General features: G+C 46.3%; 17 protein-coding genes. 8 read left to right on the top strand and 9 right to left on the bottom strand.

Going from position 1 to position 16,544, the window contains the following annotated elements; genetic code table 11:
* Nucleotides 1-107 precede the first annotated feature (107 nt).
* The 4 genes from IV40_RS08090 to IV40_RS08075 all read right to left on the bottom strand — a co-directional run bounded on the left by IV40_RS08090 (nt 108) and on the right by IV40_RS08075 (nt 5,164).
* Nucleotides 108-437 carry a DUF1801 domain-containing protein gene (locus IV40_RS08090; RefSeq protein ID WP_057770419.1) on the bottom strand — a complete coding sequence of 110 codons (330 nt, stop codon included), beginning with the start codon at nt 435-437 and terminating at the stop codon, nt 108-110.
* Complete coding sequence (locus tag IV40_RS08085; RefSeq protein ID WP_057770417.1) at nt 424-1,956, bottom strand: glycosyltransferase; 1,533 nt, start codon at nt 1,954-1,956, stop codon at nt 424-426. Before IV40_RS08085 ends, IV40_RS08090 begins: the two co-directional genes overlap by 14 nt.
* 349 nt (nt 1,957-2,305) lie before the next feature.
* Entirely contained in the window at nt 2,306-3,226 is a 921-nt protein-coding gene (locus tag IV40_RS08080; RefSeq protein WP_057770414.1) for an aldo/keto reductase, read from the bottom strand.
* A gap of 96 nt (nt 3,227-3,322) precedes the next feature.
* On the bottom strand, nt 3,323-5,164 hold the full coding sequence (locus IV40_RS08075) for an NlpC/P60 family protein (protein WP_057770410.1): 1,842 nt from the start codon (nt 5,162-5,164) through the stop codon (nt 3,323-3,325).
* Nucleotides 5,165-5,397: 233 nt separating this feature from the next.
* On the opposite strand from IV40_RS08075, the gene IV40_RS08070 reads away from it, so the two are divergent.
* Genes IV40_RS08070 through IV40_RS08060 form a run of 3 tightly spaced genes read left to right on the top strand, consistent with a single transcriptional unit; the run spans nt 5,398 to nt 7,062 of the window.
* The gene (locus IV40_RS08070) at nt 5,398-5,688 is read left to right on the top strand and encodes a hypothetical protein (RefSeq protein WP_057770407.1); all 291 of its coding nucleotides are present in this window, start codon (nt 5,398-5,400) and stop codon (nt 5,686-5,688) included.
* 15 nt (nt 5,689-5,703) lie between these two features.
* Nucleotides 5,704-6,669 (top strand): hypothetical protein, encoded by a 966-nt coding sequence (locus tag IV40_RS08065; RefSeq protein ID WP_057770403.1) that lies wholly within the window; start codon nt 5,704-5,706, stop codon nt 6,667-6,669.
* 9 nt (nt 6,670-6,678) lie between these two features.
* Nucleotides 6,679-7,062: a VOC family protein gene (locus IV40_RS08060; protein WP_057770400.1), complete on the top strand. Its 384-nt coding sequence runs from the start codon at nt 6,679-6,681 to the stop codon at nt 7,060-7,062.
* A 36-nt stretch (nt 7,063-7,098) separates the two neighbouring features.
* Here the strand turns inward: IV40_RS08060 and IV40_RS08055 are convergent, their stop codons facing one another.
* Nucleotides 7,099-7,653 (bottom strand): NUDIX hydrolase, encoded by a 555-nt coding sequence (locus tag IV40_RS08055; RefSeq protein ID WP_057770397.1) that lies wholly within the window; start codon nt 7,651-7,653, stop codon nt 7,099-7,101.
* Between the two features lie 200 nt (nt 7,654-7,853).
* Between IV40_RS08055 and IV40_RS08050 the strand changes: the two genes are divergently transcribed.
* Complete coding sequence (locus tag IV40_RS08050; RefSeq protein ID WP_057770394.1) at nt 7,854-8,738, top strand: hypothetical protein; 885 nt, start codon at nt 7,854-7,856, stop codon at nt 8,736-8,738.
* Nucleotides 8,739-8,743: 5 nt separating this feature from the next.
* On the top strand, nt 8,744-9,787 hold the full coding sequence (locus IV40_RS08045; protein WP_057770391.1) for a hypothetical protein: 1,044 nt from the start codon (nt 8,744-8,746) through the stop codon (nt 9,785-9,787).
* Between the two features lie 68 nt (nt 9,788-9,855).
* On the opposite strand, the gene IV40_RS08040 is transcribed toward IV40_RS08045, so the two are convergent.
* Entirely contained in the window at nt 9,856-10,461 is a 606-nt protein-coding gene (locus IV40_RS08040; protein WP_057770388.1) for a TetR/AcrR family transcriptional regulator, read from the bottom strand.
* Nucleotides 10,462-10,641: 180 nt separating this feature from the next.
* Between IV40_RS08040 and IV40_RS08035 the strand changes: the two genes are divergently transcribed.
* The 3 genes from IV40_RS08035 to IV40_RS08025 all read left to right on the top strand — a co-directional run bounded on the left by IV40_RS08035 (nt 10,642) and on the right by IV40_RS08025 (nt 14,305).
* A complete protein-coding gene (locus IV40_RS08035; RefSeq protein ID WP_057770385.1) occupies nt 10,642-11,574 on the top strand; it encodes an ABC transporter ATP-binding protein in 933 nt (310 codons plus the stop codon).
* The gene (locus IV40_RS08030; RefSeq protein WP_057770382.1) at nt 11,555-13,180 is read left to right on the top strand and encodes an ABC transporter permease; all 1,626 of its coding nucleotides are present in this window, start codon (nt 11,555-11,557) and stop codon (nt 13,178-13,180) included. Before IV40_RS08035 ends, IV40_RS08030 begins: the two co-directional genes overlap by 20 nt.
* A gap of 213 nt (nt 13,181-13,393) precedes the next feature.
* A complete protein-coding gene (locus IV40_RS08025; RefSeq protein WP_057770378.1) occupies nt 13,394-14,305 on the top strand; it encodes a type I phosphomannose isomerase catalytic subunit in 912 nt (303 codons plus the stop codon).
* Between the two features lie 147 nt (nt 14,306-14,452).
* Here IV40_RS08025 and IV40_RS08020 read toward each other — a convergent pair whose 3' ends face one another.
* Genes IV40_RS08020 through IV40_RS08010 form a run of 3 tightly spaced genes read right to left on the bottom strand, consistent with a single transcriptional unit; the run spans nt 14,453 to nt 16,542 of the window.
* Complete coding sequence (locus IV40_RS08020; RefSeq protein ID WP_057770375.1) at nt 14,453-14,782, bottom strand: hypothetical protein; 330 nt, start codon at nt 14,780-14,782, stop codon at nt 14,453-14,455.
* A gap of 42 nt (nt 14,783-14,824) precedes the next feature.
* Nucleotides 14,825-15,685, bottom strand: a complete 861-nt coding sequence (locus IV40_RS08015; protein ID WP_057770372.1) for a PTS system mannose/fructose/sorbose family transporter subunit IID — start codon at nt 15,683-15,685, stop codon at nt 14,825-14,827.
* Nucleotides 15,686-15,687: 2 nt separating this feature from the next.
* Nucleotides 15,688-16,542 carry a PTS mannose/fructose/sorbose/N-acetylgalactosamine transporter subunit IIC gene (locus tag IV40_RS08010; protein WP_057770370.1) on the bottom strand — a complete coding sequence of 285 codons (855 nt, stop codon included), beginning with the start codon at nt 16,540-16,542 and terminating at the stop codon, nt 15,688-15,690.
* Nucleotides 16,543-16,544: the final 2 nt, after the last annotated feature.

Here is a 16,544-nt window from a genome sequence, read left to right as displayed (position 1 = left end):
TGGTGTGACCAATTTCATTTCCGACTATTTTTTTGTGTTACTCAGTCTTGCAAATCAGTTAATCACATTCCGACAAAAGGAGCTTGGGGCCATCCCAAGCTCCTTTTTTATGCACTCAGCATTTGTTTGACCAAGTCAACCGGAAGCGGCTGGGTAAACAAAACGTTGAGCCGCTTTTGGCCGGTGGAATAGCCTGCCTGCTTGGCTTTCGTCCGAAACGATTCCGGCAGATTACGATCCGACATCAGACTGACATGATCCTTATACGCCGCCATGTTGATTCGCTTGCCAGCGAATAAATAAAACGGCATCTTCCATTTAATCGTCTGATCAACAGCCGGATGGGCTGCAATGATCAGTGTATGCAGTTGGGACAACAATGGCTGTGCAGCTGGAGCAGCTGCTTCGATGTATTCAGTTGCATTATGAACGGTCATTTCGAAAAGCTCCTTTCAATGCCAGCACTTGCTGCCAGCCCTGCCAAATATGTGCGGCACTATAAACGGCCACGCTCGCCTGTGCTTGATCGCTCCATTGCTGCCAAGTAGTTTGATTCTGCTGCAGCAGCTGCAAAAGCGCCTGACTCAATTGCTGCAGGTCACCATATGGCACCAATAGGCCATTTTGACCCGGATGAACCATTTCGGTCGGTCCGTAATCGACATTATAACTGACAACGGGCACTCCGTTTGAAAGTGCCTCAAGGATAGCCCGATTAAAGCCCTCATATTGACTCGTCACGGCCAGCAGACGGGCCCGCTGATAAATGGGCCGAAGATCATCTTGAAAGCCGCCGAAACGAATTTGAGCGTCCAAATGCAGAGCGCTAACCATCTTTTTCAGCCGTTTCGATTCAGCGTAACCCGCCATCGGTGCGCCATAAATCGTCAAATGTGTTTGCGGCAGCACTGCCAAAACGGCCGGCATCGCTTGGATTAAATCGCCCAGATTTTTTTCTGGCGACAAACGAGCAATCGCAATCATCTCATGCGCATCACGGTGAGCAACCGGCACTCGTGGCGGCATCTGCTCAAACCACCCTACTGGCACGCAGAAAACTGGCAGGGTCGTCAGCCGCTGCAAGTCAGCCTGCTGGCGTTTCGTCGGTGTCACGATGCCGCTGAAGTGGCTGCTGGGCTGGAGGCTCAAATTGACATAGTAGGCCAATTCCTTTTCATGCGGCTGCTGCGGATCTTTAGTGTGCGTACTGTGCATCTGCAGAATCTTGACCGCCGGTGTCTTCATCTTGACCAGCGGCCAGCAGGCGACCTCATGCCGATCCGCAACAAACAGATTCGGGCCAGGATGCGCCGTATTTAATCGGTCCAGCAAGACACCGTACAATTCTTCAAGCGAACGAACGACGCTTATCACGCCGTTATGGTCGAGCAATTGAATCAGTGTGTTCCGATTCTGTTGTTGCGCCGCATCCCATTCATAAAACGTCTGATAAACGGGTCGCCCAGAAACACTCCAATAAGTTTCCACTTGGGCATGGCCTTGGGCATCCAGCACTTGAGTCAGTGATTTAAAACCTCGGCAATCATAAAAATCACGAGTGACCGTTTGGCCCTTTTGGTTGAGATAATCAACGTAATTCACAGCTGCCCCATGATTTTGAAACAAAAAGGCGCGTGCCAAAAGCTGATTGCCTTGTTTAAAATCATAATGGCCGGCGTCGGCAATCGGCACTAGCTGCTGAGCAAGCGGCAATTCCTGCGGCTGAAGGGCTGCCCCAGTATACCCTTCGGCTTCCTGAAGCACATCATATAAGTTGCAGACTTGCTGAGGGTCGATCTGCTGCTGGGCTAATTTCCAAGCAAACTGACGGTCGTACTGGCAAGTGATGACCTGCGCCGGCTCCTGATGGGCAGCAAACAAGGCCACCCGTTCCAGCATCGTCTGCTCGATTGCAGACAGGGGTGCCTGCAAGTCGCGTGTCATAAAATAGTTCATCCATTTATCCTCGATTTCTTGATAGTCTCATTCTAGCGTTCTCTGCAGCCGAATAAAAGCAATGTCCATCGAGCCGCATTGATTTAAAAGCCTATTGTAGAAACCCTTCACAAACTATTGTATAAAATTTGTAATTTTATTTTTAAAAAATTGACATTCAAAAAGGGCATCCATCCTACGAATGAATGCCCTCCAAAATCGCGTTGAAGCCACTACCCCCGCGCCTCAACCTAATGCCCATTTTAGCATATATTGTTCGCTTCTACCTAACTATCGTAATCATTTATACATCAATAATCATCATTTATTCTATTTTTAAGTGATTATTTCACAAACTATGCGTCTGTCCCTATGGCAGCATGTTGCCAGCAGCCAAATAAACATCGTACCATTCTTGACGAGTCAATGCGACGTCGGCACCAGCAGCACTTTCGGTGATGTGCTGCGGATTCATACTGCCTAAAATAACTTGGATTTCAGCTGGGTGACGGGTAATCCAAGCTGTGGCGATCGCATTCTTGGTGACGCCCTTCTTTTCAGCTAATTTCTGCAGTTCTTTGTTCAGCTTCGGGAACTTCGGATTGTCGATGAAAGTCCCTTCGAACCAGCCGTATTGATAGGGCGACCAAGCTTGCAAGGTCATGCCGTTCAAACGGGCATATTCAATGATCTCGCCATCATGATTGATACTGCCAGGGTCAGTCATGTTAGTGTGCATGCCGAAATCGATCGGACCCGTATGCATGATTCCAAATTGAATCTGGTCGATCATCAGACGCTGGCTCAAACCGGATTGCAGCATTTCAATCTGCATCGGATTGAAATTAGAGACCCCAAAGTGACGGACTTTGCCGCTGCGCTGCAATTCATCAAAGGCTTCCGACACTTGATCGACTTCCATCAATGGATCAGGACGATGGAGCAGAAAGGCATCCAAATAATCGATGCCGAGCCGTTCCGAAATACCGTCCACCGACTTCAGCAAGTGTTTCTTAGAAAAATCATAGCGTTTGCCGGAAACGATGCCGCCTTTTGATTGAATGTAGAAATCGTCACGTTTCAGGTCCGACTTCTTTAAGGCTTTACCGAAAACTTTTTCGGATTTGCCATCCCCATAAATGTCGGCAGAATCAATATAGTTAATCCCAGCATCATGCGCTGCTTCGAGCACCTTAACGGCAGCCTTATTGTCAAGTGCATCCATCCGCATAATTCCTAATGCAACAGCCGATACGGGCCAATCTGTATTGCCTAAATCAATTTGTTTCATATTTGCATCCCTCTCTTGATGTCTGTTTATAAACCGCTTTCATCATATCATAAAAAAAGAGCACGTTGCGAAATAAAACGTGCTCGTTTGTTTTTTCTAAATAACACGAACCCCGAAAGATGGATAGAAGTAGCTTGAAATCGAGCTGACCATGACATCTTCGCCAGGCTGTGGTGCGGCAATGTACTGATTCCCGCCGATATAGATACCAACATGATAAGTATTGCCCATGGCGCCCCAGAAGACTAAATCGCCGGCTTCAAGGTTGCTGATTGAAACGACCGTTCCGGCGCTTTCCTGAGCAACCGTATACGGTGTCAAATTGACCCCAATCGTCGAATAAGCATAGCTCGTCAACCCGGAGCAATCCAAGCCGACGTTAGCGGTATGGCCGCCCCAGACATAAGGAACACCGATTTGTGATTCAGCTGCATTGATTACAGTCTGAATCTGCGCAGCCCGATCAGTTGAAGTCGATGCAGATGAGCTGGCGGCACTGTTATCGTTGGCAGCAGCGGAGCTTTGAGCTGCAGCTGAACTAGCAGCAGCCGATGACGCCGCAGCCAGAGAATCGGCAACAGCCTGTGAAACGGCTGCACTCGAAGCAGCGGCTGAACTAGCCGCAGCACTTGAGGCAGCTGCTAAGGAATCGGCAATCGCCTGTGATGCAGCTGCACTTGAAGCAGCATCTGACGAAGCAGCACTGCTTTCAGGAGCAACCGAACTTGGGGCAGCAGAGGAAACGGCATCACTAACAGTTGCACTGGATGCTTCACTGGCTGCGGAAGAGTTAACAGCAGTCGCACTGCTGGCCGCTGAACTCGTCTGATTTTGCACAGCGGAACTCGAAGCATCGCTGGCCGTCGATGAAGCAACTGTTTCAGCACTGCTTGGCGCAGCGGAAGAAACAGCATCACTGACTGCCGAACTGGCGTTTTCGCTGGCTACACTGGAATTGACTACAGCTGAACTAGATGCTGTATTTGCAGCGGATGAATTGGCTGTTACGGCACTGCTTGCGGCAGCTGAAGAAGCTGTTTCGCTGACCGCACTCGATTGAACGGCACTACTGCTGTTAACGGTGCTGGCCGCACTGGAATTGACAGCTGCGGCACTTGATTTATTCGTACTGTGATCGGCAGCTGAAAATTCAACCTTATCATCGGCAGAACTCTTAACGAGTACCGTCGCGGCTGAAGCAGCTGAATTCGACTTAGCAGATGTCGATGGAATATCAAAGACAACTGCCTGTTTTTCAACTTCTGCAGCACTGCTTGGTGTTGCCGTAGCTGCTACTTGGTCTGAAACAACGGAAGCTGTTTGTGCCGAAGCACTGGCTGCGGAACTGTTTGCTTGGGCAAAGTAATCCGCATCGCTATATGTAACCGTCGAATCAGCTGTGTGTGCCGCCTGTGAAGTTGCTGTTGGTGCGGCTGTTCCGTTTGAAACAGTCGTGACGAACCGGGCAGCGACCCAAGCGCCGTTATTGAGCTGATAGAAGGTTTCGCCCCCAACTTGCTGCTCCTGAACAACGTCGAAAATACTCCCATAACCTAAGTAATCCCCAGTCGGCTGTGTGTAGCCTGGATGAGCCCACAGTGTCACACTACCATCACGGTAGCTGATCTGAATCTGTTTTTGGGCCGTTGCTTGGTCAAGCTTGAGATATCGTTCTGGAATCCATTCGCCAGCGCCAATCTCATACCAAGTTTCGCCATAGACTTTTTTCTGATGCTGAATCGTTACTTTTTGATTTTTAGTTAAATATCGTTTTGGCTGCTGTCCTTCTGCCGGGCTATCCCAAACAGTAGTGGCACCCTTTTCATAAGAAACGGTTGCCGTCTGCGTTGCCGCTTGAGTGGGATTAGCATTTAATAATGCGAGGCCAGTCGCACCTAAGACACCGGTGCTCAGTAATGCAATTTTAGCTTTCACCATAAATTCATTCTCCTCATTTCAAATATGAAAAATTCCGATTTTTTACGTTAGTTGAACGAATAACGAATAAAGTTATAAAATATCATTCTCATTTTAACATAAAAAGTTTTCGACTGTACTAAAACGCTTTAATGCCGATTGAAATTTAAGTTTTGATTTCAAAATCGGCGTAACCATTGTTTTCTATGCCGAAACACGGTATTTTAAAGGGAAGAGAAAGGAAGATCCTTTTCATGTTTACAGCGCAACAACTTCAAGCATTAAACACCCTTAGTGATCGTGCGCAGCGTTGTCTGGGCCTTATTTTAGTGTTCCAAAATCCGGACCGTGATTTTGTCCTCACTGCTCAGGAACTCCAAGCTGATCTTAAAATCTACCCTGCTCAAATGAGCCACGATGAAATCGTTGCTAAAATGAGTGCCTTGGTCACCGAAATGCGGACCAAACTTTATCCGGCGTTCAACCTCCACGTTGGAGATAATGATGAAGCCGAATTTGAAAAAACAGTTGAAGTTTCCTATTAGAAAGGAGTTCCATTCATGAAGCCAGACGAGCAAAATACACGGCTCGGGCGTCGCAAGGATCAAGAACAGCAGGCTCAAAAAGCCAAAGAACAGGCCAAACAAGTCAAACAGGCGAAACGATCCATTCGTCATCAAGAAAAGCAGGCCCAAAAAGCCGAACAGGCTAAAACGGCCCAAGCAGCGAAAGCAGCCCCTAAAACAAGCCGCACCAGCCGTTCCGGTCAGAACAGTCCCAAGAAGCCCAGCAAGATCATCCAGTTCTGGCGGAAAAACAAGCCGCCGCTGATTGTCGCCGGCATCCTGATTCTCGCCTTCTTCGCCTATTGGGGCATTGCCAGTGCAAACGGCGGATCCGACACGAATGACCATGCTTCCGAAACCGAAGTCACGAATGCTTCCTCTAGCAGCAAAGCGGCTTCGAAAAAGAAAAAATCATCGTCTAAGAAAAAGAAGAAGTCGAGCAGCAAATCCTCATCGAGCACAAGTTCTTCCGACACGACCGACCAAACTGTAGCCGCCACAACGGACAACACTTATCAAACGGCCGATACCAATTCAACTGACACGACCGCTGATAACAACAACACCGCTGCCAATTCTCAGCCAGCCGCATCAAGTTCATCCGTACAGCAGGCTTCTTCGTCAACGGCCCAAAACAATTCCCAGACGAATGATAACCAGACAACGGACAATAATACTGGTACTACGAATAACGGTACCACGAATAATAATACCGATAATAACGGCCAGGCCAACCAGTCCAGCTCGACGACCCAATCCTCCTCATCGACACCTGCAGCCAGTTCCTCTTCGAATAATGGAACGGCGACTGAAGGCACTTCGACCCAGTCTTCGTTCAGCTCAGCCAGCGATGCCCTGAAATATGCCAAGCAGAATCAGTCCAGCTGGCTCAGCAGCGGCTATTCCAGCTTCAATGTCAACCAGAACAACGGCAGCTACACAATCGAATATACGAAATAAGGTGGTTCAATGCAATTTGAACAACTCGATCATTTGACACTGACCGTCACCAATCTGGCCGCCAGCGAACACTTTTACCACGACCAGCTTGGACTGCCCCTCTTTCATTTTGAAAATGGGCGGTCGGCCGTTCGGATTGGAAAGCAGAAACTCAATTTTCAGGTAGCGGCACATCCGCACCCGCCAGTCGCCGCTCATCCGACGTCTGGATCAGCTGATTTTTGCCTGCTGCTGAAAGATACGACCGTTCATGCAATGATTGCCCATTGCCACCGCCAGCAGCTGTCCATCGAAGTCGGCCCCGTCGACCGCACCGGTGCTCAAGGTCCGATGACCTCGATTTATTTGCGGGATCCCGACCAGAATTTAGTCGAACTCAGTGTCTTAAAGTAAAGAAGCACCCCAAGCAAATGCTTGGAGTGCTTCTTTTTACTTCCGTATAAACTGCAAATAATACAGCAACGATGAAATGGCTTGGCTTGAAGTGATTTTATTGGTCCGGACCCACTCGATTACTTGTTGCAATGGGACTAACTGGCTGTTGACGTATTCATCCTCATCAAAATGGGTGGCGATGGGGGCCTTATTTTTGAGTTCGGCAAAAACGAGCGTCACTTTTTCATCGGTAAACCCTTCGGAAGAAGTGACGGTTGTCATAATGTGCGGTTCCCCAATTTCATACCCCGTTTCCTCTAACACTTCTCGTTTAGCGGCCGCCAGAACATCCTCACCGGGATTGATCAAACCGGCTGGAAACGCAATTGCCTCTTTGTTGACACCGACCCGGTATTCGGCGTTCATCAGCACTTGGTCATCGGCGGTAATCGCCAGAATGTTGACGGCAGGCTGGTGTTTAACTAAATCACGTTCGACAATCAGGTCATCAGGTGTTTTGATTTTTTCCTGAACGACATCGAAAATCCGGCCCGAAAAAACGTTTTTGCTGGCTTGGACCTGACCATGACGATTTTCATTGGCTAACATTTTATAAAAACCCCTTTATGTTTCGAATTCGTTTTTGAGTACGCTTTTATTTTAGCATGCCGCGATCAAACTTTCTTTACACCGACCCCTTAAATTCTTTATAATAAAGGGGATTATAGGCCGTAAGAGGTTTCAAAGAATCTTGAATTGGCTTAGAATAAAGATAATTACAAAAATCGAAAAATCAGGGAGCGTTATTTATGGATACTGAGCAATGTTTAAATCATCAAAAACGATTCTTTACAGACTTCGCCCAAGCTTGGCAAGATCGCTCTGACCTTAACCTTTATGATGGCATCGATGCCACTGCTGACAGCCTGCGTCTTGAAATCTCAGAAGTACCCGATTACATCTTGGCCTACGACAAACAAGCTGAATCTGAACTCGAAAGTTACTTACAAGAAGGCTTGGTTAAGTGGCTGGCCGAATACTTACCTTTCTTCGAAATCAGCCCGAACGGGATTGTGATGTTCGGGGATTGGTACCACCGTCGTCAGTTCGGTGTGCTCGATGTCTGGCAGCGCCGCATCGTCCAAACCAATGAGGAACAACGGGCCATCATCCCTGAACTGCAAGAATTGTCCACTGACCCCGATAACTACTTACAAAGTCAATTAAACGATCTGCATAATCGCATCTATGAAAAAGCGGATGCTCTGAAACGGGAACTCGATGCATCGCACTCCGATGATCCTGAAGCACCAGCTAGTGCGGCAGCTGATAACGAACGTTCCCGGACGCAGCAAAAGACCCGTTCAACCGGCTTCAAGAACTTCTTCCAAGATTTCATGGAAGGTGACGACAGCGAGGTTGCTGCAACCAATGAAGCTGAACATCATGATACCAAAGACCTGCAGCAGCAATACGACGAAGCCAAGCAAACGGCCGACCAGCGTTACAATCAGCAGCAACGTCAGGTCCAAGTTGAATCGGCGGTTGTTCGTTACGAATATCAAGCAGTCGTCGCACAATATCCGTCCATGAAGGACTTTATGCAGGCTCTCAACGAAATGCCGGCCCGTTACATGGACAGTTTAAAAGTGAAAGCCGGATTAGCGACACAATCAGATAAGGACGGTGAATAAAAACCATGCTGAATTTTAAGGAAAAAGATTTACGGGCGGCCGTTGAAACACCGCAAAGCATCGGGGATACTCGCCAAGCCTTAACTGATTTGTATCATCAGCGGCTTAACTATTTATCTGGCAAGGCACAATGGACAACTAACGACCAAGCCCTTTTCGAATTAAACTGCAGCTATTCACGCCTGCTCTTGGACCGTATCTGGGAAGCTTATACAGATAACGACACAATCAAAGATTCCGAACTGCTGGACCACACTTGGCTGCAAGTACGTGGCAGCACCAGCAATTGGGTGTCCCTCGATGTCAATTATGCGACTGAAGACCACAACACCACGTTATTCTCCATCCAGCAGCCGTTAACGGAGCGGGCCGTTTTAGCCGCCCATAATTTGCCGACACTGACCAAAAAAGGCGACGAATTTATGCTGCCGGAAAGCGACTATGAACCCCTGATTCAAATGATTAAACTGCTTTATAAAGCCGACTATCGCTTTACGAGCGCACGTGAAACTATTCTGCAGCCGGTTAATAACCTGACCTTCCCAGTCGTCTTCAACCAGCCGAAAAACTTCACAGCGACCGAACAAGTCGGCACCAACGTCAACAAGCTGATCCACCTCGATACGCAAATCGGCCGTTACGACGTCCGCTCCTTCAAGGTCGTTGATGAAGACGGCAATAACGTTACTAAAGAAGGCAAGCCGCAGATTTCTGCCAGTGGTCTCTTCACTTGGAAGGCCGAAAATATCGCTCCGCTCCTCGATCATGAATTAACGCTGACTGTCGTTGGAGTTGAAACCGAATCGCTGCCAAGTCTGGATAAACTGTTTATTTCCGCCGCCAACAACAGCATTTTAATGAAGACTGGCGACACTATGAGCAGTTATCGGCTCGAATTGCCGAACAAAAAGACACTCGGCGTCAGTGTCGATGCTCGCAGCGAATCGCTGGTTCTCCATTATCCTGACGACGAAACGCAAGTTTACGAACTCATCAAACAATACCCATTCTTAGGCGAATGGTTGAATGACGTCATTATCAAAAAATAGAGCGTCAGTAAAGTCGGACTTGCTGACAGAAAAGACCGCCACAATTTTTGGTTGTGACGGTCTTTTTATTATGCCTGTTTTCCCACAAAACCATAGAAAAACAGCTGCAGCAATTCAGGGCCTTCTTCTTTGAGCTTGGTCACATCGAAATCAGCTTGATACTGATGGGTCAAGAAATAATTGATGAACATATCGGCAAAAATCATCAGCGAATCATCGGAAATATGCGGATCGATTTTGCCTTCAGCACGCCCCTGCTTGATTAAGACCAGCCAAAAATGTTTTTTCCCGGCGTTATAGGCTTGGGCGGCACTCGTCGGCCCCAGTTTGCCCTGCAGATTGGTGAGCACGAATTGGACAAAATCCATATTCAAGCGCTGGTAGCTCTTCGTTTCAACGGACATTATCGTCCGCAGCTTATCATCAAAATCCATGTCGGGATCATCCAGAAAGCGGCCGTACGCTGCATAGCCGTCTTCAATGATACGAACCAAAACGGCATTCCCCAAATCGAGCTTTGAAGGATAATACTTATATAGGGTTACCTTCGACACATGGGCTCGTTTGGCGACGGCAGCCACCTGAGTCGGATGATACCCCTCCTGCGTAAACATTTGCGTCGCCGTTTGCAGGATTCGATTTGCAACTTGCTGTTTTTTAAGGACTCGTTTCATGTTTTTACCTGCTTTCAAAACCGGAACTCTGAAAAAAACTTTTTTGCGAAGAATCCGTTTAACGGCTTTTCTTCGTTTCAAAAGATGAACAATAAATATATTATAGTTCACTTTATTGACTTTTACCAGAAAGCGCTATACGCTGTAACCAGCTTGAAAACAGCATTGGAGGCGATTTAAATGGCAACGATCTTAGACGTTGAACATTTACAAAAGAGATTTGGCAAATTTCAGGCATTAAGCGACGTGACCTTGCAATTACATACAGGCGAAGTCTTAGGCTTCATCGGCCCTAACGGCGCCGGCAAATCGACCACGATTCGCATCATTCTGGGCATTTTGAAAGCCAGCGGCGGCCAAGCCAATGTTTTTGACATGGATGCTTGGTCACATCGGGTCCAGATTCACGACCGTTTGGCCTATGTGCCCGGCGATGTTTATCTGTGGCCAAATCTGACCGGCGGCGAAATCATTGACCTGATGCTGCGGTTGGGGCATCATCAGCATACCGCTAAAACCGACGATTTAATCAAAAAATTCGGGCTCGATACGACCAAAAAGGCCAAAGATTATTCAAAGGGCAATCGCCAGAAAGTGGCTTTGATTGCCGCCTTTTCAGCTGATTCGGACCTTTACATTTTCGACGAACCGACTTCGGGACTCGACCCCCTCAATGAAGTTGTCTTTCAAAATTGTGTGATGGCCCTCAAACAGGAAGGCAAATCGGTCTTATTGTCGAGCCACATTTTATCCGAAGTCGAAAAAATGTGCGACACGATTGCCATTATTCGGCAAGGCAAAATTATTACGTCGATGCCTTTGAAACAAATGCAGCAGCTGACACGCAATACGGTTGTGGTCACCACGAAAGAACCGCTGACCGGTCTCCAGAGTTTGCCTGGTGTCCATGATTTTAAAGCTGACAAACAGCCGAATACTTGGACGTTTGCGGTTGATTCCAATCATCTGTCGGCGGTGATGAGCAAGCTCGCCACGGCTCAGATTCAGAATCTGCAGTGTACGCCGCCAACGCTGGAAGACTTGTTCCTGCGTTATTACCAGTCCAATCCGGACCAACAGGAGGCGGACACGCATGCGCACCAATCAATTTAGTCAATTCGGCGCCCTGCTGAAAATCCAGTTGCGACGCGACTGGGTCAAACTGCTGGCCTGGTATCTCTTCATCTGCGGCATGGTCCTAGCCGTTGCCTACAAGTTCACCGATATTTATGGGACTCGCAAAGAGATTTTGGCAATTACGCCGACGCTGAAAAGCAAAGCCGTCGTCGCAATGTTCGGGGCATTTACCTTGCCCAATAAACCAACGACAACCCAGATTTTTGCGAATGAAATGCTGGTCTTTACTGCCATTTTACTAATTATTATGAACATTTCACTCGCTGTCAAAAACACCCGTTTCGAAGAGGACACCGGCAGCTTGGAAATGATTAGTGCCCTGCCCGTTGGCCGTTCCAGCAACCTGCTCAGTGTGCTCTCCGAACTGATCCTGATCAACGGTCTGTTAGGCGTGTCAATCAGCGTCGGCCTGCATTTTTCCGGGATGGTCGGCACCACATCAACTGGAAATTGGCTGTTGGGGCTGGGATTAGCCAGTTGCGGCCTGTTTTTTGGCGTCATCGCACTGCTGTGTGCAGAAGTCGCCAATAATGCCAGTCAGGCCACCACGTTAAGCTATGCTGTGTTCGGTATTGCCTATCTGCTTCGGATGATGACCGATATCAGTCATCCCCGTTACACTTGGTGGTCGCTGATGGGCTGGCTCGAAAAAACGCAGCCCTATTTTAAAAATAACTGGCTGCCGTTATGGCTTTATTTAGGCAGCAGCCTAGTCCTCATCTTAATTGAATTGCAGCTCAATAATGTTCGCGACCTCAATGCCGGATTATTGCCGGAACGCAACGGCCGTGCGACGGCACCAGCCTGGCTGCGAGGCGTCTTCTCACTGCAATTCCGTTTGAATTGGCGCTTTGCCTTAACATGGCTCATCGTTTTATTGCTGCTGGGTGCCTCGTATGGGTCCATCTTCAAAACAATCGGCGACATCCTCAAATCGAATCCGACCATGCAGCAGGTTTTTGGCCAAGGGGCAGTCAACTCGGCCAACCACACATTACGGCTCAACTTTTTGAATCTGCTGAACGTCGTTTTTGCCGCCGCCAGCACCATTCCAGCTTTGCAGTTAATGCTGAAACTGAAACGTGATGAAAGCAAAGGCTGGCTGGAATCATTAAACGCCACTCCCACTTCTCGCATCAAATTATTCAGCAGCTACTTAGTCAGCGGCATTATCGTCGGCATTTTAGCCATGCTGGTCGCCATTACTGGTGCTTATTGGGCCAACGTCGCTGTCTTAGGCAAACATGCTTTGTACTGGACCACCTTTATGAAAGGCTTCGACACCTATGTACCGATTATTCTGCTGATGCTGGGACTGGGGGCTGTGCTGGTCGGCTGGCTGCCGAAATGGATCAATCTAGCTTGGTTCTATTTGGGCTATGGTTTCATTTCGATTTATATGGACGGTTTGCTGAAGATTCCCAAGTGGGCCAAACGCCTGACCCCTTATGGCTGGACACCCAAAGTACCGGTTAAAAACGTCAATTGGACACAAACCTGGCTGTTTTTAGCGATAGCAGTGTTCCTAATTATTATTGGAATTGTAGGCTATCAACGCAGAGATTTGATGACGGAAAGATGAGCAATATCGATTGAACAAACAAAAAAGTCTGGTAAGCACCAGGCTTTTTAATATGTTATTACATTTAATGATGCATTTTTGTGTGTCAATAGTTTTCATTTAAAGCATTGACATTGTTTAAACGATTTTTTATAATAATAGCGTTCAAATATGTAATTACATATTTGAACGCTTAAAATTTCGGTTCATTTAGCCTTCCTTAGGAGGAATATAATGCTTATTCTAAAACCATTCAGTCAGGACCGTATTTGGGGAACGCCACGATTAAAAAAATACGGTGCTAACAGCAAACATGCTGGTTCTGTTTATACAGTTGCCGGTACCGAAAAACTTGATTGCGCAGTTTATGATTCACAAACTGGCGAAAATACCACATTACATCAAGTTACACAACAAAAGCCTGAACGACTTGGGTTACGTAATTATGAAGATTATCCCTTAATCATTGATATGCTTGGTGCGGACCAAGATCTTAGTATCCAGGTTCATCCCAATGACTCATTTGCTCGCCATTTAGGACTTCCTTACGGGAAACGCGAGTCATGGTATTTTCTGGAAATTCCTAAAAGTGGTTCGATATACAGCGGTTTACGTGACCCACAACAATTTCCAACTAGTGATGAGTTCAAGGCTGATCCAACTCGTTTTATCGGTACCGAACCAGTTGCAAAAGGTGATTATCTTTATGTTCCGGATGGAACACTACATGCTGTTCGTGCAGGTGCACTCGTTTATGAAATTCAGCAGTCAACTGATATCACTTTTCGACTCTACGATTATGAACGCAAAGGGTTGGACGGTAAGCCTCGCCAATTGGATGTAAAAGATGCCCTTGCAAATCTCGATCCAACTCATCATGTCGAAAAACGTCTCTTTACTGATAAAATCGCTGTTGATGAGCAACCATATCGCTTAAAATTAATTCATAGTGATCAGATAGTGACTAACCGTGAAGAAATTGCCGTTGCCATTACAAATATTGGCGATTCACTTATCCAAATCAATGATCATTCATTAATATCTGGTCAAAGTTTTTTGCTGCTTCCTGACGAAACGGTACAGTTGAGTGGCGGCGATCGTCTCATCATTGCAACACCTAAAACTTACTGGCATAAAAGCAAATAATGTCTTTAAATAAAGTCAATTATCAGACTGGGTCTTATATTCTTTTCTAAGATTCGGTCTTTTATTTTAAGCACTAAAAAATCCCTTTGCGGCGCGAAGTACAAATACTAGCGTTCCAAAGAGATTTTTACAATTTAAAAACGATGTCTATTTTTTGGTACTAGAAGTCAGTTTTGCTTTGGACTCCTTTTTAAAATATGCGATTTTCTTTTCATAATCATCCACAACGGCTTGAACATTCTGCTGTCCTTTCCATCCTGAATACCCAAATAATAGCATTCCTAACGCACCAATTACCAATAATATAATGCCGATAACATTCAGCCACAATATTTTATGGTGGAAGAAGTAGATTAAAACAATTCCAACGCCACTGATAATAGTGCAAAGCTGAAACCAATAACCTAGATTTCTAAGCATATGCTTTTGATATGTAACTTCATTTTCATATCCTTTTGTCATTTCATCAATTGTCATTTCAATTTTCCTTCTTCTATTTTCATCTATTGTTCTGAACTTTTAGTATGAAAGACCTGGGTTGAAGAAACCAACTAGAACACCAACGAACGAGATCACAACCAGAATGACCATTGTCCAAATGGCGGAAACATGCTTTTTTGACATTAACCACCAGCAGAAGAATGTGATTAAAACAGTAAGCAATCCTGGATAAATACTGTCTAACTTACTTTGGAGGTTCAGAAAGACTTTACCATCAGCGCCACGTAATTTCAGTGAGGTTGTTACATTAACCCATGAAGCAAGAACACCACCAACAACCATCGCACCAACAATTCCGATCGCACGACGAATGGCTGCACCTTGCGCACCAACTAAAATGTTAACAGCTCGAGAACCAAGCGTATAACCACGGAAATACAAGAAACGTTGACCAAAGTATGCGATAAGAACCCAAGCAACGATATAGAAGATGGCACCAATCGGTGAACCGCCAGATGACATCCCCAAGGCAATCCCTAAAAGAATTGGAATTAAGGTACCATCAATTAATGAATCCCCAATCCCAGCGAGTGGCCCCATCAGACCGGCACGCATATCATTGATTGTTTCGCCATCAATATCTTGCCCATCGGCACGAGCCTCTTCCATGCTGGCCGTGATTCCGACAATAACAGTCCCCAACATTGGATTTGTGTTAAAGAATGCGGTATAAGCATGGATGGCTTCGACTTGATCATCATGATCAGGATACAATTTTTTCAGAATCGGCAACATAGATGCCATGTAGCCAAAAGTCTGCATGTGTTCCTGAGAGAAGCAGGTCAAGGCGCCCCAAAACCAGAGATAGAAAGACTTTGTTAATGTTTTATGATCAAGTGTTTTTTGATCTGTGTTTTTAATATCATTTGTTGATTGCATGGTCAAATATCCTCCTCATCATCGTCACCATTTGTTTCTATTGCTGCTGAACCACCGTTTGAAGAACTGTTGTGAGCCATTTCAATTTCATAGATAAGAATCGCAAACAATAATGAAATGATTGTGACAGAAACTAAGTTTAACTTCAATGAAGCGCAAAGTGTAAAACCAACTAAGAATGGGATAAAGTCTACCGGACGGTTAACAATCTGACGAAGCAAGATCGCAATTCCGACACATGGCAACATACCGCCAACTGTGAACAGTGTCTTCATTGCAATCCCATCCATTGGTAAGGCGGTACGTAAAGCAGTAACGGCTGTAGCACCATAATGAGTGAGTAGCATAGCTGGAATAAATGAGAACAGCATCTGTGAAATCCATGGCCAACCGAAATTGACGCCTGTAATCCGATCAATTTTACCCTTTTCAATATCTTTCCAACCGAATGACTGCCAAACCAGGTTCATTGTGGCAACGGCGTAGTACAAAACAGTACCAACAGTACCAACTAAAGTCCCAATTGATTTAGCTAAGTTTGCGGCAGTACCACCAAGTGGATTCAAGCCTTGTGAAGTAATTGCAACCATTGCCAGCGGAATACCAATATATGAAATAGCACGAACATCAGCTGAAACAGTACCACCTGGTGTTACTAAAGCAATGTAAACTAACTGCATCGCAACACCACAAGCAATACCTAATTTAATATCGCCAAGAACAATACCGCAGACAAGACCACCAACTAGTGGACGGCCGATGGTATAATTACCAACCGCTTGACCAGCCATACATGAATTGGAACATAAGCAGGCAAATAAACCGAATATAGCAGCTTGTAACCAACTAATTGTCATTT

The sequence above is a fragment of the Lactobacillus selangorensis genome (assembly GCF_001437205.1).
In the GTDB taxonomy this organism is placed as follows: domain Bacteria; phylum Bacillota; class Bacilli; order Lactobacillales; family Lactobacillaceae; genus Paralactobacillus; species Paralactobacillus selangorensis.
This window is presented reverse-complemented; position numbering and strand designations above follow the sequence as displayed.